At 53.4% G+C, this 25,014-nt stretch carries 11 protein-coding genes and 2 tRNA genes; 10 read left to right on the forward strand and 3 right to left on the reverse strand.

The window, feature by feature from the left end; genetic code table 11:
* Nucleotides 1-157: 157 nt before the first annotated feature.
* The 3 genes from GQ51_RS12370 (at nt 158) to GQ51_RS00800 (ending at nt 17,175) form a co-directional block, all read left to right on the forward strand.
* Nucleotides 158-14,833 carry a retention module-containing protein gene (locus GQ51_RS12370; RefSeq protein ID WP_047548580.1) on the forward strand — a complete coding sequence of 4,892 codons (14,676 nt, stop codon included), beginning with the start codon at nt 158-160 and terminating at the stop codon, nt 14,831-14,833.
* A 620-nt stretch (nt 14,834-15,453) separates the two neighbouring features.
* A complete protein-coding gene (locus tag GQ51_RS00795) occupies nt 15,454-16,860 on the forward strand; it encodes a TolC family outer membrane protein (RefSeq protein WP_081987156.1) in 1,407 nt (468 codons plus the stop codon).
* Between the two features lie 227 nt (nt 16,861-17,087).
* A tRNA-Leu gene (locus GQ51_RS00800) sits at nt 17,088-17,175 on the forward strand.
* Nucleotides 17,176-17,793: 618 nt separating this feature from the next.
* On the opposite strand, the gene GQ51_RS00805 is transcribed toward GQ51_RS00800, so the two are convergent.
* From GQ51_RS00805 to GQ51_RS12440, 3 genes are all read right to left on the reverse strand, one after another.
* Nucleotides 17,794-18,168: a DUF779 domain-containing protein gene (locus tag GQ51_RS00805; RefSeq protein WP_047548583.1), complete on the reverse strand. Its 375-nt coding sequence runs from the start codon at nt 18,166-18,168 to the stop codon at nt 17,794-17,796.
* Nucleotides 18,169-18,270: 102 nt separating this feature from the next.
* Nucleotides 18,271-19,791, reverse strand: a complete 1,521-nt coding sequence (exaC, locus tag GQ51_RS00810) for an acetaldehyde dehydrogenase ExaC (protein ID WP_047548586.1) — start codon at nt 19,789-19,791, stop codon at nt 18,271-18,273.
* 287 nt (nt 19,792-20,078) lie between these two features.
* Complete coding sequence (locus GQ51_RS12440; RefSeq protein WP_160279988.1) at nt 20,079-20,231, reverse strand: hypothetical protein; 153 nt, start codon at nt 20,229-20,231, stop codon at nt 20,079-20,081.
* 59 nt (nt 20,232-20,290) lie between these two features.
* Between GQ51_RS12440 and GQ51_RS00815 the strand changes: the two genes are divergently transcribed.
* From GQ51_RS00815 to GQ51_RS00850, 7 genes are all read left to right on the forward strand, one after another.
* Nucleotides 20,291-20,380: transfer RNA gene (locus tag GQ51_RS00815), tRNA-Ser, on the forward strand.
* A 697-nt stretch (nt 20,381-21,077) separates the two neighbouring features.
* Complete coding sequence (locus GQ51_RS12195; RefSeq protein ID WP_235276131.1) at nt 21,078-21,458, forward strand: helix-turn-helix domain-containing protein; 381 nt, start codon at nt 21,078-21,080, stop codon at nt 21,456-21,458.
* A 135-nt stretch (nt 21,459-21,593) separates the two neighbouring features.
* Nucleotides 21,594-22,259 carry a helix-turn-helix domain-containing protein gene (locus GQ51_RS00830; protein ID WP_047548593.1) on the forward strand — a complete coding sequence of 222 codons (666 nt, stop codon included), beginning with the start codon at nt 21,594-21,596 and terminating at the stop codon, nt 22,257-22,259.
* Nucleotides 22,256-22,738: a DNA primase gene (locus GQ51_RS00835; RefSeq protein WP_152604089.1), complete on the forward strand. Its 483-nt coding sequence runs from the start codon at nt 22,256-22,258 to the stop codon at nt 22,736-22,738. The genes GQ51_RS00830 and GQ51_RS00835 overlap by 4 nt, the downstream gene beginning before the upstream one ends.
* The gene (locus tag GQ51_RS00840; protein ID WP_200884381.1) at nt 22,728-23,699 is read left to right on the forward strand and encodes a DnaB-like helicase C-terminal domain-containing protein; all 972 of its coding nucleotides are present in this window, start codon (nt 22,728-22,730) and stop codon (nt 23,697-23,699) included. The genes GQ51_RS00835 and GQ51_RS00840 overlap by 11 nt, the downstream gene beginning before the upstream one ends.
* A gap of 264 nt (nt 23,700-23,963) precedes the next feature.
* A complete protein-coding gene (locus GQ51_RS00845) occupies nt 23,964-24,164 on the forward strand; it encodes a helix-turn-helix domain-containing protein (RefSeq protein WP_047548597.1) in 201 nt (66 codons plus the stop codon).
* Nucleotides 24,165-24,231: 67 nt separating this feature from the next.
* Nucleotides 24,232-24,762, forward strand: a complete 531-nt coding sequence (locus tag GQ51_RS00850; protein WP_152604090.1) for a hypothetical protein — start codon at nt 24,232-24,234, stop codon at nt 24,760-24,762.
* Nucleotides 24,763-25,014 lie beyond the last annotated feature (252 nt).

Genomic DNA, 25,014 nt, shown 5'->3' on the forward strand with positions numbered 1-25,014 from the left:
CCCAGGCTATGCATTGTTGCCATCTCCAGCAGCACGGTTTCAATATCTTACCTGTATTGGCCATCAGTACAATATGTTCGTTTACAAATAACGTGTTTAATGCGAAAGCGGTAAAAGAAAAAAATACTAAACACACTAAAAAGTTAAGGTGCAAAAAATGGCATTAATCGGCAGAATCGTTGGCATGACAGGCGTAGCTTCACTGATCACAGGTAATGGAGAGAAACGCGACCTGCATCTTGGTGACAGCATCCAGACCGGCGATACCATCCAGACGCCGCGTGGCGTGGAAGTGGATCTTGAACTGGCTAACGGACGTGTGATCCATATCAGTGCCGAACAACTGGTCGCTTTTACCGAAGATCTGGGCAGCGTGTTTGTGCCCGATCCGCTGGATAGCTCCATTAACCTTGCCACCATTGATACCGTCATTAAAGCCATCGAAGAAGGCAAAGACATCAACGCGGTATTGGAAGAAACCGCAGCCGGTATCGCCGGGCAATCAAATGCCTATGGTTTTGGTTTTGTGGATTTGCTTAGGATCAGTGCTGAGCTGATAGGCGGCCAATATGCACTGGATGCAGATGCAACCCGTGTAAGCGATTCATCTGTTGTGAGTAGTTCATCGTCGATTAATAATCAAATAATCGGCGATGAAACCGCCCCTGTAATTAATTCTGGCGGCACTGCTGCCGCGATCGATGAAAATACCGGAGCAGGTCAGGTTATATATGTTGCGACTGCCACAGATGAAAGTGCCGTGACCTTTAGCCTTGGTGGTGCTGATTCAGCATTGTTTAGTATTGATGCGGTTACGGGAGCGGTAACGCTGATTGGCAATCCTGATTACGAGAGTCAGTCAAATTATAATTTCATTGTCATTGCAACAGATACATCAGGTAATGTTTCCAAGCAAGCGGTGACGCTCGCCGTCACCAACCTGGACGAAGTGGCCCCGACCATCACCAGCGGCACCACCGCGACCGCCATCGCAGAAAACTCCGGCGCCGGCCAGGTCGTGTACACCGCGACCGCCACCGACAACGCCGACATCAGCGCCGGCATCACCTACAGCCTGAGCGGCACTGACGCTGGCCTGTTCAGCATCAACAGCAGCACCGGTGCGGTGACCCTGATCGGCAACCCGAACTATGAAGGCAAAGCCAGCTACAGCTTCACGGTCGAAGCCAGCGACGGCGTCAACGCGGCGACCACGCAAGCGGTCACGCTCGCCGTCACCAACCTGGACGAAGTGGCCCCGACCATCACCAGCGGCACTACCGCGACCGCCATCGCCGAGAACTCCGGCGCCGGCCAGGTCGTGTACACCGCGACCGCCACCGACAACGCCGACATCAGCGCTGGCATCACTTACAGCCTGAGCGGCACGGACGCCAGCCTGTTCAGCATCAACAGCAGCACCGGTGCGGTGACCCTGATCGGCAACCCGAACTATGAAGGCAAAGCCAGCTACAGCTTCACGGTCGAAGCCAGCGACGGCGTCAACCCGGCGACCACGCAAGCGGTCACGCTCGCCGTCACCAACCTGGACGAAGTGGCCCCGACCATCACCAGCGGCACTACCGCGACCGCCATCGCCGAAAACTCCGGCGCCGGCCAAGTCGTGTACACCGCGACCGCCACCGACAGTGCCGACATCAGCGCTGGCATCACCTACAGCCTGAGCGGCACTGACGCCAGCCTGTTCAGCATCAACAGCAGCACCGGTGCGGTGACCCTGATCGGCAACCCGAACTATGAAGGCAAAGCCAGCTACAGCTTCACGGTAGAAGCCAGCGACGGCGTCAACCCGGCCACCACGCAAGCGGTCACGCTCGCCGTCACCAACCTGGACGAAGTGGCCCCGACCATCACCAGCGGCACTACCGCGACCGCCATCGCCGAGAACTCCGGCGCCGGCCAGGTCGTGTACACCGCGACCGCCACCGACAACGCCGACATCAGCGCCGGCATCACCTACAGCCTGAGCGGCACTGACGCCAGCCTGTTCAGCATCAACAGCAGCACCGGTGCGGTGACCCTGATCGGCAACCCGAACTATGAAGGCAAAGCCAGCTACAGCTTCACGGTAGAAGCCAGCGACGGCGTCAACCCGGCCACCACGCAAGCGGTCACGCTCGCCGTCACCAACCTGGACGAAGTGGCCCCGACCATCACCAGCGGCACCACCGCGACCGCCATCGCAGAAAACTCCGGCGCCGGCCAGGTCGTGTACACCGCGACCGCCACCGACAACGCCGACATCAGCGCTGGCATCACCTACAGCCTGAGCGGCACTGACGCTGGCCTGTTCAGCATCAACAGCAGCACCGGTGCGGTGACCCTGATCGGCAACCCGAACTATGAAGGCAAAGCCAGCTACAGCTTCACGGTAGAAGCCAGCGACGGCGTCAACCCGGCGACCACGCAAGCGGTCACGCTCGCCGTCACCAACCTGGACGAAGTGGCCCCGACCATCACCAGCGGCACTACCGCGACCGCCATCGCCGAGAACTCCGGCGCCGGCCAAGTCGTGTACACCGCGACCGCCACCGACAACGCCGACATCAGCGCCGGCATCACCTACAGCCTGAGCGGCACTGACGCCAGCCTGTTCAGCATCAACAGCAGCACCGGTGCGGTGACCCTGATCGGCAACCCGAACTATGAAGGCAAAGCCAGCTACAGCTTCACGGTAGAAGCCAGCGACGGCGTCAACCCGGCGACCACGCAAGCGGTCACGCTCGCCGTCACCAACGTGGACGAAGTGGCGCCGACCATCACCAGCGGCACTACCGCGACCGCCATCGCCGAAAACTCCGGCGCCGGCCAGGTCGTGTACACCGCGACCGCCACCGACAACGCCGACATCAGCGCCGGCATCACCTACAGCCTGAGCGGCACTGACGCCAGCCTGTTCAGCATCAACAGCAGCACCGGTGCGGTGACCCTGATCGGCAACCCGAACTATGAAGGCAAAGCCAGCTACAGCTTCACGGTAGAAGCCAGCGACGGCGTCAACCCGGCGACCACGCAAGCGGTCACGCTCGCCGTCACCAACGTGGACGAAGTGGCGCCGACCATCACCAGCGGCACTACCGCGACCGCCATCGCCGAAAACTCCGGCGCCGGCCAGGTCGTGTACACCGCGACCGCCACCGACAACGCCGACATCAGCGCCGGCATCACCTACAGCCTGAGCGGCACTGACGCCAGCCTGTTCAGCATCAACAGCAGCACCGGTGCGGTGACCCTGATCGGCAACCCGAACTATGAAGGCAAAGCCAGCTACAGCTTCACGGTCGAAGCCAGCGACGGCGTCAACCCGGCGACCACGCAAGCGGTCACGCTCGCCGTCACCAACCTGGACGAAGTGGCGCCGACCATCACCAGCGGCACTACCGCGACCGCCATCGCCGAGAACTCCGGCGCCGGCCAGGTCGTGTACACCGCGACCGCCACCGACAACGCCGACATCAGCGCCGGCATCACCTACAGCCTGAGCGGCACTGACGCCAGCCTGTTCAGCATCAACAGCAGCACCGGTGCGGTGACCCTGATCGGCAACCCGAACTATGAAGGCAAAGCCAGCTACAGCTTCACGGTAGAAGCCAGCGACGGCGTCAACCCGGCGACCACGCAAGCGGTCACGCTCGCCGTCACCAACCTGGACGAAGTGGCGCCGACCATCACCAGCGGCACTACCGCGACCGCCATCGCCGAGAACTCCGGCGCCGGCCAAGTCGTGTACACCGCGACCGCCACCGACAACGCCGACATCAGCGCCGGCATCACCTACAGCCTGAGCGGCACTGACGCCAGCCTGTTCAGCATCAACAGCAGCACCGGTGCGGTGACCCTGATCGGCAACCCGAACTATGAAGGCAAAGCCAGCTACAGCTTCACGGTCGAAGCCAGCGACGGCGTCAACCCGGCGACCACGCAAGCGGTCACGCTCGCCGTCACCAACGTGGACGAAGTGGCGCCGACCATCACCAGCGGCACTACCGCGACCGCCATCGCCGAGAACTCCGGCGCCGGCCAGGTCGTGTACACCGCGACCGCCACCGACAACGCCGACATCAGCGCCGGCATCACCTACAGCCTGAGCGGCACGGACGCCAGCCTGTTCAGCATCAACAGCAGCACCGGTGCGGTGACCCTGATCGGCAACCCGAACTATGAAGGCAAAGCCAGCTACAGCTTCACGGTAGAAGCCAGCGACGGCGTCAACCCGGCGACCACGCAAGCGGTCACGCTCGCCGTCACCAACCTGGACGAAGTGGCGCCGACCATCACCAGCGGCACTACCGCGACCGCCATCGCCGAAAACTCCGGCGCCGGCCAGGTCGTGTACACCGCGACCGCCACCGACAACGCCGACATCAGCGCCGGCATCACCTACAGCCTGAGCGGCACTGACGCCAGCCTGTTCAGCATCAACAGCAGCACCGGTGCGGTGACCCTGATCGGCAACCCGAACTATGAAGGCAAAGCCAGCTACAGCTTCACGGTAGAAGCCAGCGACGGCGTCAACCCGGCGACCACGCAAGCGGTCACGCTCGCCGTCACCAACCTGGACGAAGTGGCGCCGACCATCACCAGCGGCACTACCGCGACCGCCATCGCCGAAAACTCCGGCGCCGGCCAGGTCGTGTACACCGCGACCGCCACCGACAACGCCGACATCAGCGCTGGCATCACTTACAGCCTGAGCGGCACGGACGCCAGCCTGTTCAGCATCAACAGCAGCACCGGTGCGGTGACCCTGATCGGCAACCCGAACTATGAAGGCAAAGCCAGCTACAGCTTCACGGTCGAAGCCAGCGACGGCGTCAACGCGGCGACCACGCAAGCGGTCACGCTCGCCGTCACCAACCTGGACGAAGTGGCCCCGACCATCACCAGCGGCACTACCGCGACCGCCATCGCCGAGAACTCCGGCGCCGGCCAGGTCGTGTACACCGCGACCGCCACCGACAACGCCGACATCAGCGCCGGCATCACCTACAGCCTGAGCGGCACTGACGCCAGCCTGTTCAGCATCAACAGCAGCACCGGTGCGGTGACCCTGATCGGCAACCCGAACTATGAAGGCAAAGCCAGCTACAGCTTCACGGTCGAAGCCAGCGACGGCGTCAACCCGGCGACCACGCAAGCGGTCACGCTCGCCGTCACCAACCTGGACGAAGTGGCGCCGACCATCACCAGCGGCACTACCGCGACCGCCATCGCCGAGAACTCCGGCGCCGGCCAGGTCGTGTACACCGCGACCGCCACCGACAACGCCGACATCAGCGCCGGCATCACCTACAGCCTGAGCGGCACTGACGCCAGCCTGTTCAGCATCAACAGCAGCACCGGTGCGGTGACCCTGATCGGCAACCCGAACTATGAAGGCAAAGCCAGCTACAGCTTCACGGTAGAAGCCAGCGACGGCGTCAACCCGGCGACCACGCAAGCGGTCACGCTCGCCGTCACCAACCTGGACGAAGTGGCGCCGACCATCACCAGCGGCACTACCGCGACCGCCATCGCCGAGAACTCCGGCGCCGGCCAAGTCGTGTACACCGCGACCGCCACCGACAACGCCGACATCAGCGCCGGCATCACCTACAGCCTGAGCGGCACTGACGCCAGCCTGTTCAGCATCAACAGCAGCACCGGTGCGGTGACCCTGATCGGCAACCCGAACTATGAAGGCAAAGCCAGCTACAGCTTCACGGTCGAAGCCAGCGACGGCGTCAACCCGGCGACCACGCAAGCGGTCACGCTCGCCGTCACCAACGTGGACGAAGTGGCGCCGACCATCACCAGCGGCACTACCGCGACCGCCATCGCCGAGAACTCCGGCGCCGGCCAGGTCGTGTACACCGCGACCGCCACCGACAACGCCGACATCAGCGCCGGCATCACCTACAGCCTGAGCGGCACTGACGCCAGCCTGTTCAGCATCAACAGCAGCACCGGTGCGGTGACCCTGATCGGCAACCCGAACTATGAAGGCAAAGCCAGCTACAGCTTCACGGTAGAAGCCAGCGACGGCGTCAACCCGGCGACCACGCAAGCGGTCACGCTCGCCGTCACCAACCTGGACGAAGTGGCGCCGACCATCACCAGCGGCACTACCGCGACCGCCATCGCCGAAAACTCCGGCGCCGGCCAGGTCGTGTACACCGCGACCGCCACCGACAACGCCGACATCAGCGCCGGCATCACCTACAGCCTGAGCGGCACTGACGCCAGCCTGTTCAGCATCAACAGCAGCACCGGTGCGGTGACCCTGATCGGCAACCCGAACTATGAAGGCAAAGCCAGCTACAGCTTCACGGTAGAAGCCAGCGACGGCGTCAACCCGGCGACCACGCAAGCGGTCACGCTCGCCGTCACCAACCTGGACGAAGTGGCGCCGACCATCACCAGCGGCACTACCGCGACCGCCATCGCCGAAAACTCCGGCGCCGGCCAGGTCGTGTACACCGCGACCGCCACCGACAACGCCGACATCAGCGCTGGCATCACTTACAGCCTGAGCGGCACGGACGCCAGCCTGTTCAGCATCAACAGCAGCACCGGTGCGGTGACCCTGATCGGCAACCCGAACTATGAAGGCAAAGCCAGCTACAGCTTCACGGTCGAAGCCAGCGACGGCGTCAACCCGGCGACCACGCAAGCGGTCACGCTCGCCGTCACCAACCTGGACGAAGTGGCGCCGACCATCACCAGCGGCACTACCGCGACCGCCATCGCCGAGAACTCCGGCGCCGGCCAGGTCGTGTACACCGCGACCGCCACCGACAACGCCGACATCAGCGCCGGCATCACCTACAGCCTGAGCGGCACTGACGCCAGCCTGTTCAGCATCAACAGCAGCACCGGTGCGGTGACCCTGATCGGCAACCCGAACTATGAAGGCAAAGCCAGCTACAGCTTCACGGTAGAAGCCAGCGACGGCGTCAACCCGGCGACCACGCAAGCGGTCACGCTCGCCGTCACCAACCTGGACGAAGTGGCCCCGACCATCACCAGCGGCACTACCGCGACCGCCATCGCCGAGAACTCCGGCGCCGGCCAAGTCGTGTACACCGCGACCGCCACCGACAACGCCGACATCAGCGCCGGCATCACCTACAGCCTGAGCGGCACTGACGCCAGCCTGTTCAGCATCAACAGCAGCACCGGTGCGGTGACCCTGATCGGCAACCCGAACTATGAAGGCAAAGCCAGCTACAGCTTCACGGTAGAAGCCAGCGACGGCGTCAACCCGGCGACCACGCAAGCGGTCACGCTCGCCGTCACCAACGTGGACGAAGTGGCGCCGACCATCACCAGCGGCACTACCGCGACCGCCATCGCCGAAAACTCCGGCGCCGGCCAGGTCGTGTACACCGCGACCGCCACCGACAACGCCGACATCAGCGCCGGCATCACCTACAGCCTGAGCGGCACTGACGCCAGCCTGTTCAGCATCAACAGCAGCACCGGTGCGGTGACCCTGATCGGCAACCCGAACTATGAAGGCAAAGCCAGCTACAGCTTCACGGTAGAAGCCAGCGACGGCGTCAACCCGGCGACCACGCAAGCGGTCACGCTCGCCGTCACCAACGTGGACGAAGTGGCGCCGACCATCACCAGCGGCACTACCGCGACCGCCATCGCCGAAAACTCCGGCGCCGGCCAGGTCGTGTACACCGCGACCGCCACCGACAACGCCGACATCAGCGCCGGCATCACCTACAGCCTGAGCGGCACTGACGCCAGCCTGTTCAGCATCAACAGCAGCACCGGTGCGGTGACCCTGATCGGCAACCCGAACTATGAAGGCAAAGCCAGCTACAGCTTCACGGTCGAAGCCAGCGACGGCGTCAACCCGGCGACCACGCAAGCGGTCACGCTCGCCGTCACCAACCTGGACGAAGTGGCGCCGACCATCACCAGCGGCACTACCGCGACCGCCATCGCCGAGAACTCCGGCGCCGGCCAAGTCGTGTACACCGCGACCGCCACCGACAACGCCGACATCAGCGCCGGCATCACCTACAGCCTGAGCGGCACTGACGCCAGCCTGTTCAGCATCAACAGCAGCACCGGTGCGGTGACCCTGATCGGCAACCCGAACTATGAAGGCAAAGCCAGCTACAGCTTCACGGTCGAAGCCAGCGACGGCGTCAACCCGGCGACCACGCAAGCGGTCACGCTCGCCGTCACCAACGTGGACGAAGTGGCGCCGACCATCACCAGCGGCACTACCGCGACCGCCATCGCCGAGAACTCCGGCGCCGGCCAGGTCGTGTACACCGCGACCGCCACCGACAACGCCGACATCAGCGCCGGCATCACCTACAGCCTGAGCGGCACTGACGCCAGCCTGTTCAGCATCAACAGCAGCACCGGTGCGGTGACCCTGATCGGCAACCCGAACTATGAAGGCAAAGCCAGCTACAGCTTCACGGTAGAAGCCAGCGACGGCGTCAACCCGGCGACCACGCAAGCGGTCACGCTCGCCGTCACCAACCTGGACGAAGTGGCGCCGACCATCACCAGCGGCACTACCGCGACCGCCATCGCCGAAAACTCCGGCGCCGGCCAGGTCGTGTACACCGCGACCGCCACCGACAACGCCGACATCAGCGCCGGCATCACCTACAGCCTGAGCGGCACTGACGCTGGCCTGTTCAGCATCAACAGCAGCACCGGTGCGGTGACCCTGATCGGCAACCCGAACTATGAAGGCAAAGCCAGCTACAGCTTCACGGTCGAAGCCAGCGACGGCGTCAACGCGGCCACCACGCAAGCGGTCACGCTCGCCGTCACCAACCTGGACGAAGTGGCCCCGACCATCACCAGCGGCACTACCGCGACCGCCATCGCCGAGAACTCCGGCGCCGGCCAGGTCGTGTACACCGCGACCGCCACCGACAACGCCGACATCAGCGCCGGCATCACCTACAGCCTGAGCGGCACTGACGCCAGCCTGTTCAGCATCAACAGCAGCACCGGTGCGGTGACCCTGATCGGCAACCCGAACTATGAAGGCAAAGCCAGCTACAGCTTCACGGTCGAAGCCAGCGACGGCGTCAACCCGGCGACCACGCAAGCGGTCACGCTCGCCGTCACCAACCTGGACGAAGTGGCGCCGACCATCACCAGCGGCACTACCGCGACCGCCATCGCCGAGAACTCCGGCGCCGGCCAGGTCGTGTACACCGCGACCGCCACCGACAACGCCGACATCAGCGCCGGCATCACCTACAGCCTGAGCGGCACTGACGCCAGCCTGTTCAGCATCAACAGCAGCACCGGTGCGGTGACCCTGATCGGCAACCCGAACTATGAAGGCAAAGCCAGCTACAGCTTCACGGTAGAAGCCAGCGACGGCGTCAACCCGGCGACCACGCAAGCGGTCACGCTCGCCGTCACCAACCTGGACGAAGTGGCCCCGACCATCACCAGCGGCACTACCGCGACCGCCATCGCCGAGAACTCCGGCGCCGGCCAAGTCGTGTACACCGCGACCGCCACCGACAACGCCGACATCAGCGCCGGCATCACCTACAGCCTGAGCGGCACTGACGCCAGCCTGTTCAGCATCAACAGCAGCACCGGTGCGGTGACCCTGATCGGCAACCCGAACTATGAAGGCAAAGCCAGCTACAGCTTCACGGTAGAAGCCAGCGACGGCGTCAACCCGGCGACCACGCAAGCGGTCACGCTCGCCGTCACCAACGTGGACGAAGTGGCGCCGACCATCACCAGCGGCACTACCGCGACCGCCATCGCCGAAAACTCCGGCGCCGGCCAGGTCGTGTACACCGCGACCGCCACCGACAACGCCGACATCAGCGCCGGCATCACCTACAGCCTGAGCGGCACTGACGCCAGCCTGTTCAGCATCAACAGCAGCACCGGTGCGGTGACCCTGATCGGCAACCCGAACTATGAAGGCAAAGCCAGCTACAGCTTCACGGTAGAAGCCAGCGACGGCGTCAACCCGGCGACCACGCAAGCGGTCACGCTCGCCGTCACCAACGTGGACGAAGTGGCGCCGACCATCACCAGCGGCACTACCGCGACCGCCATCGCCGAAAACTCCGGCGCCGGCCAGGTCGTGTACACCGCGACCGCCACCGACAACGCCGACATCAGCGCCGGCATCACCTACAGCCTGAGCGGCACTGACGCCAGCCTGTTCAGCATCAACAGCAGCACCGGTGCGGTGACCCTGATCGGCAACCCGAACTATGAAGGCAAAGCCAGCTACAGCTTCACGGTAGAAGCCAGCGACGGCGTCAACGCGGCCACCACGCAAGCGGTCACGCTCGCTGTTATTAACCTCAATGACAATGCACCAGACATTGTGAATACTACGGTTGCTTTTGATGAAAATATCGACCCTGGTACCCTGATATATAACGTAAATGATAGTTTCACGGGTACGGACTTTGACCGTGATGGCAATAGCATTACTTACAGTATTACTGGAGGCAATGCGGCCGGTATCTTTGAAATTAACTCAGCTACGGGTGTAATCACGATTGCCGCCGGCAAGACGTTGAATTACGAGGCTGCAACCGTACATAACCTGACTATTACGGCTTCAGATGGTAGCTTTAGCGATACTGCTACGGTGACTGTTAATGTGAATAACCTGGTTACGGAGGCATTCAATGATTCAGGGGCGGTCAATGAAAATGCTACGCTGACCGTAGGTACGCCCGGCGTGCTTGTAAATGATTTCGATAATAACGCTAATCCAATCCACGTATCTGCCGTGAATGGTGTTGCCGGTAATGTCGGAACATCTATTCCAGGTACTTATGGTTCGCTGACGCTGAATGCAAACGGCAGTTATACCTATGTGGCTAATAATGCCGAGAGCCTGGCGGCAGGCGTTACCGTGAATGATGTCTTTAACTACACTATATCCAATGGCTTGTCCGGTGCTGATACTGCGACACTGACGATTACAATTACCGGCACTAATGATTTGCCTGTATTCAGTGGCGCTGATACCGGATCCGTAACAGAAGATCTAGCAGTTGCCGGAGGTATGCTGACTACGGCAGGGACCCTGATTGTGACTGATCCTGACAGCGGGCAGTCATTGATTGACACATCCGTTCCTGTCATCAGCAATGGCAATCTTGGTACTCTGATGATCAACTCTGCTGGCCAATGGACTTACGCAGTATCGAATGATGATGTTCAGTACCTTGCGGAAGGCCAGACGCGTTCGGAGGTCTTTACTGTTACCAGCAAAGACGGAACGACCCATAATATTACGGTAACGATTACCGGTGATCAGGATAATCCTACAGCGCAGGATGCGACTATTCCTATTCCGAAAAATGCTACGCATGTGCTGACGGCTGACGATTTCGGTATCATTGATAAAGACGCAAATGATGCGCTGGTTGTTACGATTACCTCCGTGCCGGGTCAGGGATTGCTGAAATATTACAATGGCACTGCATGGGTAACCGTCACTGCTAATACGCAGATTCCATATACGAATATCGAAAATGGTTTGCTGGTGTATGTGCCTGCCACAAACGATACCGGTAATGAATCCTTTACCTATACCGTGACTGATGGTACTTACACCACTACGGGCAATACGGTTACATTCAGCATCAATATCGAGTTGTCGGTTTCCAGCCCGTTACCGGTGGATGAAGGTAAGGCGACCGTGTTTGCAGTAGAATTGAGCGACCCACGCACTGTCAGCACGACCTTGAATCTGACTCTGGGCGGGGAGGCGACAAGCGATGATTACGTGACGCCGATGCAGTACCGCATTCAGAATGCGGATGGTTCTTATACTGCATGGCAGAATGTGAGCGGTAGCCAGATTACGCTGGCAATCGGCCAGACCAGGGCTGAAGTCAAAGTCAAGACCGTGGTCAATGATGATGGTTCAGGCGTAGTAAGTGAGTCATTGACGCTGACCGCCACCACAACGGCTGCGGCTGACTTGGCAAATACAAGTGCTACCGGCGAGACCTCGATCAATGATTTACCATCACTGCTGGTGAGCGGGGCTTCGTATGTGTCTGAAGGCAATACAGCCATTTTTGCACTGGAATTAAGTTCTACCAAAGCAAGCGCTACGGTTGTGAGCCTTACATTTGAAGGTGTTGCGACACCGGGTGCGCTGGCGGATTATGAATACAGCCTGAATGGTGGCGCGACATGGTTGAGCTTAGCCAGCAATACGATAACAATTCCCGGCAGTACTACCAGCAACCCGACGGCAGAGATCCAGGTCCGAACACGTGCTGATGCGCTAGCAGAGCCTGATGAAGTGATCAGGCTGGTGGCGACCACAGCAGATGCCGGTATTGCCAATAGCGGTGTGGGTGTCAGCGCTTCAACCTTGATTGTGGATCCTATCGTAGTCAGTGCTACTGAAGATACGGCGCTGACGATTCTGTCCGGAGCCAGTTACGACTATGCGGTGCTGGGTCAGGCTGCACACGGTACGGTAACGAACTCAGGCGGTGACCTCATTTACACGCCGAATGCCAACTGGTCCGGCACTGATAGCTTTACGATCACCAAAACCAATGAGGTAGGGCTGAGCGTGACTTCTGTAGTGACGGTCAATGTTGCAGCGGTAGCGGATGCTCCAGGGGTTACGATCAACGTGAGCAGTGTGCCTGTGAACGCCGGCACTACATCACAGAATGTCATTACGAATGGTGATTTCTCCCAGGCGCTGACTACAGGCTGGACCACAGGCAATTCTGGCGGTGGTACAGCAACGCTGACTTCCAGCGCACTGGTGCTTAAAACAGGTAACGGCCAGGCTACTCACACGGCATATGCCGAGCAGGCGGTAAGCGGCTTGACGAGCGGTCAGAGTTATACATTTACCGTTGCTTCCTCTACTGCACCTAGTGCGGCAAACGGTATCGTGCGCTGGAATGGCGTTGCCCTGACGCCAAGCAGTTATACGGGCGGCATTGCAACATTCACTGTGACAGCCGGGGCCAGCAATACACTGCGGCTTACTTCGCCATCTACGGCTGGTGCAAGCGTAACGCTTGATAACGCCACGCTGAATGTCACCGGCGTATTCAGCTATACCTACACCGTGAATGCGGCGGCGGCGCTGAAGGATACCGATGGCAGTGAAACCCTTGGTAACACTATCACCATTACCAGTTCAAACCTGCCTGCAGGCGCCGTGTTGAAATTAAGTGACGGTACAACGCTGGTGGCGGATACCGATGGCTCGAGCGCTTACAGCTGGACCGTGACGCGTGCCCAGGCTGCCGGTCTGCTGTTAACGGTGAATAAATCCGCCGGGACCCAGTTTACGCTGACCGCCAGCGCAACCAGCACGGAATCCGCAGGCGGCACGGCAACCGGTTCAATCACCACAGCCTTGATCACCATGCCGGCCAGCGGTACCGGTACCGCTAATCCGGTACCGACGATTGCCGATGCAGTGGCGACCTTGAACAATGCGATACAGACGCAGAATATTACGACTTCGTTCGGTGATGGCACGAATACATTCTCCTGGGTAACGGTCGCAAATTCGCTGCCGAAGATTTATGCGAATGGCGAGGTGGTTCAATACTCCATGAGCGTGAGCCCTGACGGGCAATTAGGCACCATTACCGGTACGACTTCAGTCGGTACCGTGTTTACTTTAAGCATTGCCTTGGGCACGCCAAATGCCGTTGCTACTTATACGCAGTACACGAGTCTGCAGGGTACCTTGGTGACGGCTTCCGGGTCGAACATGCTGACCAGCGGCAATGGCAGCGAGCTGCTGCTGAATTTTGATGCGGGCGGCGGAACAACGGTCAATGCGGTTGTTACCGGGGAAAATTATATTGATGGCACGACAACTACCATTAATACCAATAATAAATATATCGGTGCTTCCAACAACCTGATGAATCCTGGTGAGCGCGTGACGATGGACTTTGCCGGCGGTACCAGTGGCAATGCCGTTGCGTCCATGAAGATATCGTTCTTTAACTTTGACAGTGCATCTGCCAGCGCGCCGGATGAGTTAACCATTTACGGTACGACAGTAGATGGCTCGACATTCACTTATCGTGTGACGAATGCAAGCCTGGATGCAAATGGCATGTATACCATCGTGGCACCCGGGAATGAGCTGATCAGGGAGCTGGTATTTGAAGCCGGAAGCCAGGGCTCATTCAAGTTGGGTATCGAGACCATAAGTGCGGTGAACGATGTGCCGAGTTTCACCGTGCCACTGACATATGCGCTTACGGATGCAAGCGGCGATACCGATACCGGTACGATCAGTGTAACGCTGGGCGGCCTGAGCGGTACGTCAGGTAACGATACCTTGAATGGCGGCGCTAACAGTGATGTAATCAGTGGCGATGCCGGTAACGACATCATTAACGGCGGCGCCGGCAATGACATGCTCAACGGCGGCGCTGGTGATGATGTGATTACCGGCGGTAAAGGTGATGACGTTATGACCGGCGGCCTGGGAGCCGATACCTTCAAGTGGATGCTTGCAGATGCAGGTACCGCTGGCTCACCGGCACGTGATGTGATTTCCGACTTTGATACTACCGTCAATAGCGATAAGCTGGACTTGCGTGACCTGCTGACAGGTGAGAATTCAACTAACCTGGCTAGTTTTCTGCATTTTGAAAAATCAGGCACCGATACCATTGTTCATGTAAGCAATAACGGTGGCTTCTCCGGCGGTTACAACGGTGCTAACGAAGTGCAGACCATTACCTTGCAGAACGTGGACCTGGTAACAGGTTTTGCTAATGACCAGGCAATTATTGCAGACCTGATCAGCAAGCAGAAACTGATTACCGATTAACTGTGATTTAAAGTGAGATAGTTGAACATAAAGCCCTTAACCGTATCTGGTTAAGGGCTTTATTGTTTGTTACGGAAATTCAGCTTGATATTTTCAGCTTAGCGTTGTTGATGCAATTCTTGTAACAAGTGATGAATATATGACACATTCAGTCACCATGATATGGTTGCTGATATGGTTTTAAAAGGCATTCATGGGAGCCTGTCTGGCAGATGCGCTTTTTGTTTTGTGACCGAATGTAAAATTTTGTTAATATCTTCATATATTTTATACAAATTAACATACAAGTGATTGATACAGTTAGAATTACTCGCTTGAAATTGTTGTGTAACTATTAACCGGCTGAATTCAGCCAATCGGTTAAATCATGTTGATTTATTTCGGGTATGGATTTTGCTTGTAGATTTTAAGCATTGGTTGCGATGTGGCGTTCGTAATTGCATCGTTTAAAGATCACCATGTTAAAGATCGCCATGTGAAATATTTTTATTAACTGCCATAGTTTTTCTAGGTATCTAAACTAGCCAGATTTGAACTATGTCTGGCTGATTTGCCAAATTTCGGAAAGTAAAGATTTGAATAAAAAATATAAATTTACAGCACGATTGATACTGCTTTGCATGACCGCAATGACAGCTGAGATTTCAACAGCGCAGCCTTTGGTTTCATTAAAGGACATGGTTGAAAAAACAATCACTTCCAATCCTGAAGTCCAGGCGCGCTATCACAAGTTTTTAGAGGCGGGCTATGAGCAGGAAGTTGCGCGTGGTAATTTTCTGCCTGATGCCAATATCGTTTCCACCTACAGAAAACAGGAGGAAATGATTAAGCTGAACAATGGCACGGCTACACCCCGTATGAATAATGAGCTGGTTTTAAGGCAGATGATATTCGACGGTTTTGCAACAAGCAATGATGTGAAGCGCTTGGGGCACACTAGCCGCGTCAGGTATTACGAGTTGCAGAGTGCGATGCAGAACACTACGCTGGAATTTATGCGCGCCTATATTGATTCCTTGCGCTACCGTGAACTGATCCAGTTTGCCAAAGATAATTATGTCGTACACAAGCAGCTTTTTGACCGTATCCAGGAACGCGTGACTGCCGGTGTGGCGAGAAAAGTTGACCTGGAGCAGGCAGGCGGACGTTTGGCATTGGCTGAAGCTAACCTGCTGACGGAAATGACCAACCTGCATGATGTAACCGCACGTATGCAGCGTTTATATGGCGATTTGCCGCCAGATACTCTGGAAGCGCCTACGTTTTTTAATGGCGGTGTGCAGCCCAGCGCTGCCGAGGCATTGAAGCTGGCTTATCTGCAGAACCCAGATTTGCTTGCAGCGATGGAAGATATCCAGGCTAAAGAGAAGGAAATCAAAACCAGCGAGGCACGCTATATGCCTAGATTGGATCTGCAGGCACGTAAAAACCTCGGTACCAGTTCCGATGGTGAAAACAGCAATGCTGCGGCCGACGTGCTGGAACTGACAATGAACTTTAACCTGTTCAATGGTTTTTCAGACAGCAACCTGGTCAAGCAATCGGCGGAAAGATTGAATGGCTCGCGTGATTTGCGTGATAAGGCTTGTGTTGATGCACGCCAGATCGTTTCTATCGCGTACAACGACATTAACCAGTTGGCTGTGCAGCGTACCTATCGTGAACGACACACGACCTCTATCGAAAACGCGCGTGAAGCTTACCGCAGGCAGTTTGACATCGGACAGCGCACCTTGCTGGACTTGCTTGATACTGAAAATGAGTATTTCCAGTCCAAGAGAAGTTTGGCGAACACACAATATGATTTGCAGGTTGCTTATGCCCGTGTGTATGCGGGGCAGGGTGAACTGTTAAGGAAAGTGGGTGCGGCACGAGGTAACTTGCCTGAATATTCCAGGGAAGAATATATGGATGCCGAGAATGTGTGCCAGGCTGTAGCGCCCGTACAGATCATTGTGGATAAAGAGGCTTTGCTGGCAAATGCAAAACCGTTAAGCAGCACTTACACATCATTGGCAAAACCCTAACCAGGACGTAAATCCCCGCACCTCAATAAGCTGGATAAAGTGTCTAGTTTTTGGGGTGCAGTTCACTTACAGACATTGCTTTTTTGGTTGACTTCACTGATTCAAACCATGTGCCTGCGTTTTTGATGGCATATCTAAAAAAATATCAAAATTTCCATGAAATGATGATGAAAAAATCCCAGTAAGTGTTAGAATACGCACCGCAATTTGATGAACACCTTCCATCCGCCCGGGTGGTGAAATTGGTAGACACAAGAGACTTAAAATCTCTCGCCTCTCAAGGGCGTGCCGGTTCGATTCCGGCCCCGGGCACCACATTTTTCCCCTTGTATTTACGCCAGGCTCTATTCGGATTACATCGCCGATACGAGGTTTCTTTTAGGCTCATAGTGTTGACTCCTGCTGGTATGTAACCTGCATTTAGCTGGCTTCATTGCGCTATGGATTTTTTGGCTCCGGACGTTTGCTCACCATGCAGGAATTCAGTGCTTATACGATTGCCGATGGTTTGCAGGTCTTGATATTGTGTCATTCAATCATCCATGGCTTATGAATAAAAAAAGAAGGTAGCCGAAGCTACCTTTAAAGGGGCCTCGCATGATGCGAGGATTCTATGGCCTATGACCAGACCATAAAATTCTTTTCAGATTTTTCTTTTTGATAATCCTTATATATCTGGGTGACGCATTTGAATGTGATGCATTTAAATATTAAGTGCAGCATATTCTGCCTTGATTCCACACTGGCTGATTGCTGTCTGTGGCAATGGCACGTCAGTCAGATAGTATTATGGCATAACGAAATTAAAAATGGAAATTTTTCCCGTTTATTTTGCGGGTTTCTACAAATCGGCGCGAGGTCATGGAAGGCGATGGCTGTAAGGCCATCGTGTCTATGTGCGCCTTAAGCGAGCATGCAGTTGCAGGGGTCGGGTCAATACCCGTAGCGTACTGCAGGTTTGAGCTGATTCAGTTCATCGTCGCTGTACAGGCGGCCTTTGGTGATAAAGGCCTGACCCGTACCGCATTCCAGTGAAAATGAGCCGCCAGAGCCAGGCACGGCATCGAGAGTGGTGTGTGTATTCGCGCTGAATGAGAAGTGGCTGTCACTCATGTAAAAAACAGCGCCGGCAATTTCCCCTAAAATGACGTCTGATGGACTTGGCCTGAATTCATTTGCGGGCATGCAGAGCGGGCCGCTTCCTTCGCAGCAGCCGCCAGACTGCATGAATATGAGCGGGCCATATTGAGCGCTAAGCTTTTGGATAAGCTCGATAGCTGATGGTGTTGCAGAAATGCGATCTGTCATAAGGCAGGTTCCCTGATCAATAAAAAAAGAGGCGGTATAGCCGCCTCTTTAGTCTTTTATAGCCACCATGAAATAATGGCCGCTGTCGCTAACGCAATTGCATTAGAAGAAGCCTAGTTTTTTAGGACTGTAGCTTACCAACAGGTTTTTGGTTTGCTGATAGTGATCCAGCATCATTTTGTGCGTTTCGCGGCCGATGCCAGATTCTTTATAGCCACCAAATGCCGAGTGGGCAGGGTAGGCATGGTAGCAGTTTGTCCATACGCGGCCAGCCTTGATGCCACGGCCCATGCGGTATGCCTGGCTGCCATCGCGTGTCCATACGCCTGAACCCAGGCCAAAGACCGTATCATTAGCAATTGCCAGCGCTTCAGCTTCATCTTTAAAGGTGGTCACAGCGAGTACCGGGCCAAAAATCTCTTCCTGGAACACGCGCATTTTGTTGTGGCCTTTAAGCAGTGTTGGCTGTACATAGTAGCCATCGGTAAAGGTGCCGCTGATGACATTGCGTTCGCCACCGATCAATACTTTAGCGCCTTCATCTTTGCCAATGTCAATGTAAGACATGATTTTGTTGAGCTGGTCCTGGGAAGCCTGTGCGCCGATCATGGTGCTAGGGTCTAGCGGGTTGCCTTGCTTGATGGCTGCAACACGCGGCAGAACGCGTTCAATGAATTTCTCGTAGATGGATTCCTGGATCAATGCACGTGTCGGGCTGGTACAGACTTCACCCTGGTTGAAAGCAAACAGCACCAAACCTTCAACGGCTTTGTCCAGGAAGTCATCATCTGCATCCATGATGTTTTCAAAGAAGATGTTAGGTGATTTGCCACCTAATTCCAGCGTTGCAGGAATCAGGTTGCTGGCTGCAGCTTGTGCAATCACGCGGCCAGTAGCGGTGGAGCCTGTGAAAGCGATTTTGGCAATACGTTTGCTGTTTGCCAATGGCGCGCCTACATCGCGACCGTAACCGTTAACAATGTTGATCACGCCTGGCGGCAAGATGTCAGCAATCAGTTCCATCAGAATCAGGATGCTGATAGGCGTGAATTCAGCAGGTTTCATGACCACGCAGTTACCCGCTGCGACAGCAGGCGCTAATTTCCATGCAGCCATCAGAATCGGGAAGTTCCATGGAATGATCTGGCCGACAACGCCTAATGGCTCGTGGAAATGGTAGGCTACCGTGTTCTCGTCCAGTTCGCTGATGCTGCCTTCCTGTGAGCGCAGGCAGCCTGCGAAGTAACGGAAATGGTCGATCGCCAGCGGAATATCAGCATTTACGGTTTCGCGAATCGGTTTACCGTTATCAATCGTTTCTGCGGTGGCCAGCAATTGCAGGTTAGCTTCCAGGCGGTCTGCGATTTTCAATAGCAAATTGGAACGTTGTGCCGGAGGGGTTTTAGCCCAGCCATCAGCCGCGGCATGCGCTGCATCTAGAGCAAGTTCAATGTCTTCGGCACCCGATTTAGCCGCTTGCGTATACGGTTTGCCGGTGATGGGGGTGATGACATCGAAATATTCACCCTTGACAGGGGCTACCCATTTGCCGCCGATAAAATTATCGTATTTAGCTTTGTAAGGTATATTTACGCCAAGACCTTTTAGTAAATCTAAACTCATGCTAACTCCTCTAGGATTCTATTTAATAACTACAGTAATGCCTGTTCAATTTGCCGCTTAAATCCTGCCGCGTCAATTGATCAGTGAATAGCCTGCAATTTACCTATTTAATCTAATAGGTAAATATGCAGGAATATTAGTTTAGGAACAATAAACATAAGTCTGGTTCAAATCAAGTAATAGATATAGTTTTACTAAAATTAAGTATTTTACTTAGTCATATATAATATCTATATATCTTATATATGACATCTTGTAGTGTTATGATTTTAAAAGGATTTTGTTTTTCAATCCTTGCGTGTGCTGTTGCGCAAAGCCAAAGCCTCCAGCGATGTTTTCTTGTCCGGTGACCAGTATGCAAGCAAGTCGGTCGTGTGGACGCAAAGTATCCGGCGGCCTAAAACACGATTGATTGAACGGATGCGATTAAATATCTCCATCATTTAAACAGATTAGGTAAGATTTTTGTGTCGATTTGGACTATAATGCGCGCGTCTTCGGAAGAGTGGATGAGTGGTTTAAGTCACCACCCTGGAAAGGTGGCATAGGGGTAACCCTATCGCGAGTTCGAATCTCGCCTCTTCCGCCAGTTATATAGTAAATACGCCACTCTCGTGGCGTTTTTGTTTTATACCCGCCATAAATCCCACCAATAAAATATATACCATCAATGCTTATTCAGCATTTCAATAGTTCAATCTAATTGGTTCCTTTAAGTTTGTGCATAGTAGTGTATTTAACTTGACATTAAATGCAATTATGTGCGCCACAATTCATTGTCAATTAAAAATTAGGGGCCTTGTGATGGGGCAGTCCGGCAGCAGGTTTTATTTTGCTGTGTACCGACGAAGTATTAAGACGCATGAGTGTCTTAATAGGTTTGGGGTGAGAGCCAATGACTTTGTCATTAGATAGTTAGTTGATCTAATGATATGGGGCACCGCCAAATTGTGTTTTACACCACCTAGTTTTTATTCTTGCAAAGAGCGCTTATATACCTAGCGGGCAACAAGGTCTTTGTAGCTGGTAAGTCACCATCTGCGTAACTTGCTTTTTGATTAAACCCAAAAAGCGCGTTATGAGACTTTAATTATTATGAACGCAAATACAAAAGAATGGGGAACCGTTAAAACGGTTGCTGCAATTACTGAGACTTCAGTGCGATGGGTTTGGAATAAAACAAAAGACGGCACTCTGCCCCAGCCAGTTAAATGGGGGCCAAGAACGACAAGGTGGGATTTAGATGAAGTAAGAGCCGCCCTTAGAAATTTTAAGGGGGCTACAAAGTGAAACCTTTAAATATTGAGCTGAAAACAAGAAAAGATGAGGCCGCCACTGAAAACGACCTCACCCAAAATCACACCAAAGGCAATTCTACACTCAGTAATTGCATTACAAATATTGACAGTAATGACGCTGAATCTCAGCGATCAAGACTTTTGGAACATATTCAGCGGTTTGGTTCAGTCACAACAATTGAAGCAAGAAGAGACCTAGATGTTCTTGCTCCGGCGCCACGCATGTACGAGCTGCGGCATTGGTATGGCTATCAGATTGATACTGTTTTGGTATATCAGCAAACTGATTGCGGTAAAGCGCATAGGATTGCTAAGTACGTTTACCGTGGTAATGGCAGTACCAATGATTTATTTGGAGGTGCTGCATGATTGCACTTCAAAAACTGCTAGTGGCATACGAATGTCGTGATTTCACAACTCTGAGTTTGTCAGAAATTTTTCAATTATTAGAACGGCGCTACATCAGCATTGAAACGGCTAGAAGGTTAGCAATGGAGGTGCAGCATGGCCGTTAGAGTGCTTTCTAAAGTGTGGGACGGCTTTCCAGGTGGAGGTACTGAGTTATTAGCTTTGTTAGCTCTAGCAGATTGGAGTGATGACGAAGGCCGCTGTTACCCATCAATAAAATCTATCGCAAAGAAAATGCGTTTAAAAGAGCGGCAAGCCCAGCGTGTAGTAAATAAATTAATCAATGATGGTTTTGTAAAAATAATCGGCAATAAATTTGGAGGTGCGCCAGGAGCAACTCGTCAATATCAGATAATTATGAGTGCTTTGACGGGTGTACTAGATGACACCCCTAAACATAAGACGGGTGTCATGCAGGACGCAGACGGGTGTCATATCACGCCGGAGACGGGTGTACTAGATGACACCCAAACCGTCATAGAACCGTCAATAACCGTCAGTGAAAAATTTTCTAAATTTTGGAACGCTTATCCTAAAAAGAAAAGCAAGGGTGATGCAGAAAAAGCATTTAAAGCTATCAATCCAGACTCAGAAACTTTTGAGCAAATACTTGCTGCTATTGAGATGCAAAAGAAAACTGACGAGTGGGCTAATAATAACGGTAAATATATTAAATATCCTGCAACTTGGCTTAGGGATAAAGCCTGGCTAGATGAGTTGTCAGTCGAGAATAATAGTGACCTTATGGATGGTGTGCTATGAGTAGCGTTCACAATTTACTAAATAGGTTGGATAAGGTAAGGAAAACTGGCAAGGATAGTTGGAAAGCTTGCTGCCCAGCGCACAGAAGCACTAAGCAAAGCCTGGCAATACGTGACGACAACGGCAAGGTGTTAATTCATTGCTTTGCCGAAGGCTGCGCTATTGAGGATGTGTTAGGTGCTGTTAAATTAACCTTTGCCGATATTATGCCGGAACGTATTGGAGAATCTAAAGCCAGCAAGAAACCGTTTTACGCAGGTGATGTTTTGCAAATTGCTAGGGATGAAATCCTAGTGGCTTACCTGATTGTTAAAAATGCACTTGGCGCCATGGCTAACACTAGTGACACACAGAGGTTGCTTACATGTGCCAGCCGCTTACGCCATGCATGTGAAATTGCTAATGATGGCAATGGCGTGCCAGTGATGGAAGCTGCTAGAAGTCAAATGCACGTTGAAAGGATTTCAAATGCGAAATGACAAATTAGCTGCCTTTGATGACAGTGCGCAAAACTCTCAAGGCTACTTGAGTTCACTCATGATAAATGAGAGTGAATTAAACAGCTACATGGTTGAACGCGATGCTTCTGAACATGCAAATGTTAAGCCAGCTAGTGAGTTTCTTAATGAGCTCATTACTTTTTTTAACTCAGATAGCGTTTATTCCGGAGCCTCTCTGCCATGGCAAAAGACGCATGAGCAGTTTAGATTGCGCCCAGGTGAAGTGACATTGTGGGCGGGCTTCAATGGTTCAGGTAAAAGCCTAGTACTAGGACAGATCATGTTGCATCTGCTTAAGGAGCAGAAAGCTTGTATAGCCTCGTTAGAAATGAAGCCAGTTACAACACTAGCGCGGATGTGTCGGCAAGCGCTAGGATCAAACAAACCAACTGACGAATATGTAAAGCGATTCTGTGAACGTGGTGGCGATAAGCTTTGGCTCTATAACCAACTAGGTACCGTAAACTCGGAGCGCATTATTTCAGTTATTCATTACGCAGCGGAAAAGTTAGGTGTACATCACTTCGTAATAGATAGTTTGATGAAGTGTGGAATTTCCGATGATGACTACACAGGACAGAAGCATTTTGTAGACAGATTATGCGCTGCAGCTAAAGACACTGATTGCCATATTCATCTAGTTGCACACTCTCGTAAAGGTCAGGATGAATTAACACCACCTGGCAAGATGGATGTAAAAGGCTCTGGTTCGATTACAGACCAAGTTGATAATGTCATGACAGTATGGAGAAATAAACGCAAGGAGCAGGCTATAGCGTCAAGCAAAGCAGATGAAAAAATACTTAACGAACCTGACACGCTTGTTATTTGTGACAAACAACGTAATGGCGAATGGGAGGGCAAGATCGGTCTTTGGTTTAATCAGGCGAGTATGCGTTTTTTAGAGAGTAGGAATAGTTTTATTGGAATTAGTGATTAGGAGATCAGGCTGATTATATTTTTTAACTATTCGATAATATCGGACAGTTGAAAATTAAGTTTTAAACATTAGATAGACCGTCATCAAGACGGTCTTTTTTTTATGCCTATAAATAAACTATAAATAAAAGCTTTCAGAAAAACGGCGATTTTCTGAAAAAATGTGCAGCATTTCATATGCAATTATTGGGGATAAGATTCTGCAATGTTCTTTGATTTACACAACAAAGTAGGCATTTTCCAAGGATATTGAAAGGAGTATCAAATGCATTTAGCAACTCAAGAAAATATAGAGGCCTGTTTTTCAACTAATGAAGTAGCTAAAAAGCTAAAGGTTTCACAAAAGCATCTAATTAATCTTCGCAAACTCGGCACGGGACCTGCCTATTTTCGTGTAGGTAACCTGGTTAGATACTCTGCTGATTCAATAGATAATTTCATTAATGGACAAAAAAATGGTGTTTAAAAGTGGATTGCCAAAAATTAGATTTTTGCGCCGAACAATTAGAATTTGAAGCATGAGGAGGATTGCAGTGAAACCACAGATACAAGAGTTTCCTACTCATGATCCTAAAAATGGGTTAATTGGAGATTGTTTTCGCGCTGCCATTGCGTCTGTTTTAGGACTTAATATCAAACGTGTTCCACATTTTGTACGTGATTATTATGGTGATAATGATGGCTTATACAATGCCATTTATTCTTATTTAGCTAAGCACGGCTTCTTTATGCTGGATGTGCTATATCCAATAGGATTGAAGCTGTTAAAACATCAAAATAAAACCTTAAATATAAACTGTTACCATCTGATTACAGGTATTGATCATGATGGTAATCCACATGTATGTGTTGGACTGAATGGTAAGTTAATTCATGATCCACATCCTTTGCATCGTGGGTTTGTAAATCCGCCTAATGAATGGAAGATTTTATTTTTTGTTGCACTCGATCCGAGTATAAACAAAGACGATAGTGTAACTACTAAGGCCACAAGGCAGCAAAGTGGATCTATACCAATTAACCAATATAAATTAGGATTAAATCAAAGAAGGCTGGAATCTTAAGCTTTGTTATATTTTTGGTATCTATAATCTAGCTAGGTTAAATGTAGCAGAAATGATATTCGGGGGTAAGGTTAGATTTGTGTCCAATAAGCATCTGCTAGGACACAGCAAGTTGTATCACCCAACTCTGTCAGATATATATTAGAGCGCGTTAAAAGCTAATACAGTAGGCTTGATGTAAGTCAGTATGAATATGACAGTGTAAATTAAACAGCAATGCTAGAGCTGATGATCTGGCAAACGTAAGGAGTA

Source organism: Methylotenera sp. G11 (genome assembly GCF_000799735.1).
In the GTDB taxonomy this organism is placed as follows: domain Bacteria; phylum Pseudomonadota; class Gammaproteobacteria; order Burkholderiales; family Methylophilaceae; genus Methylotenera.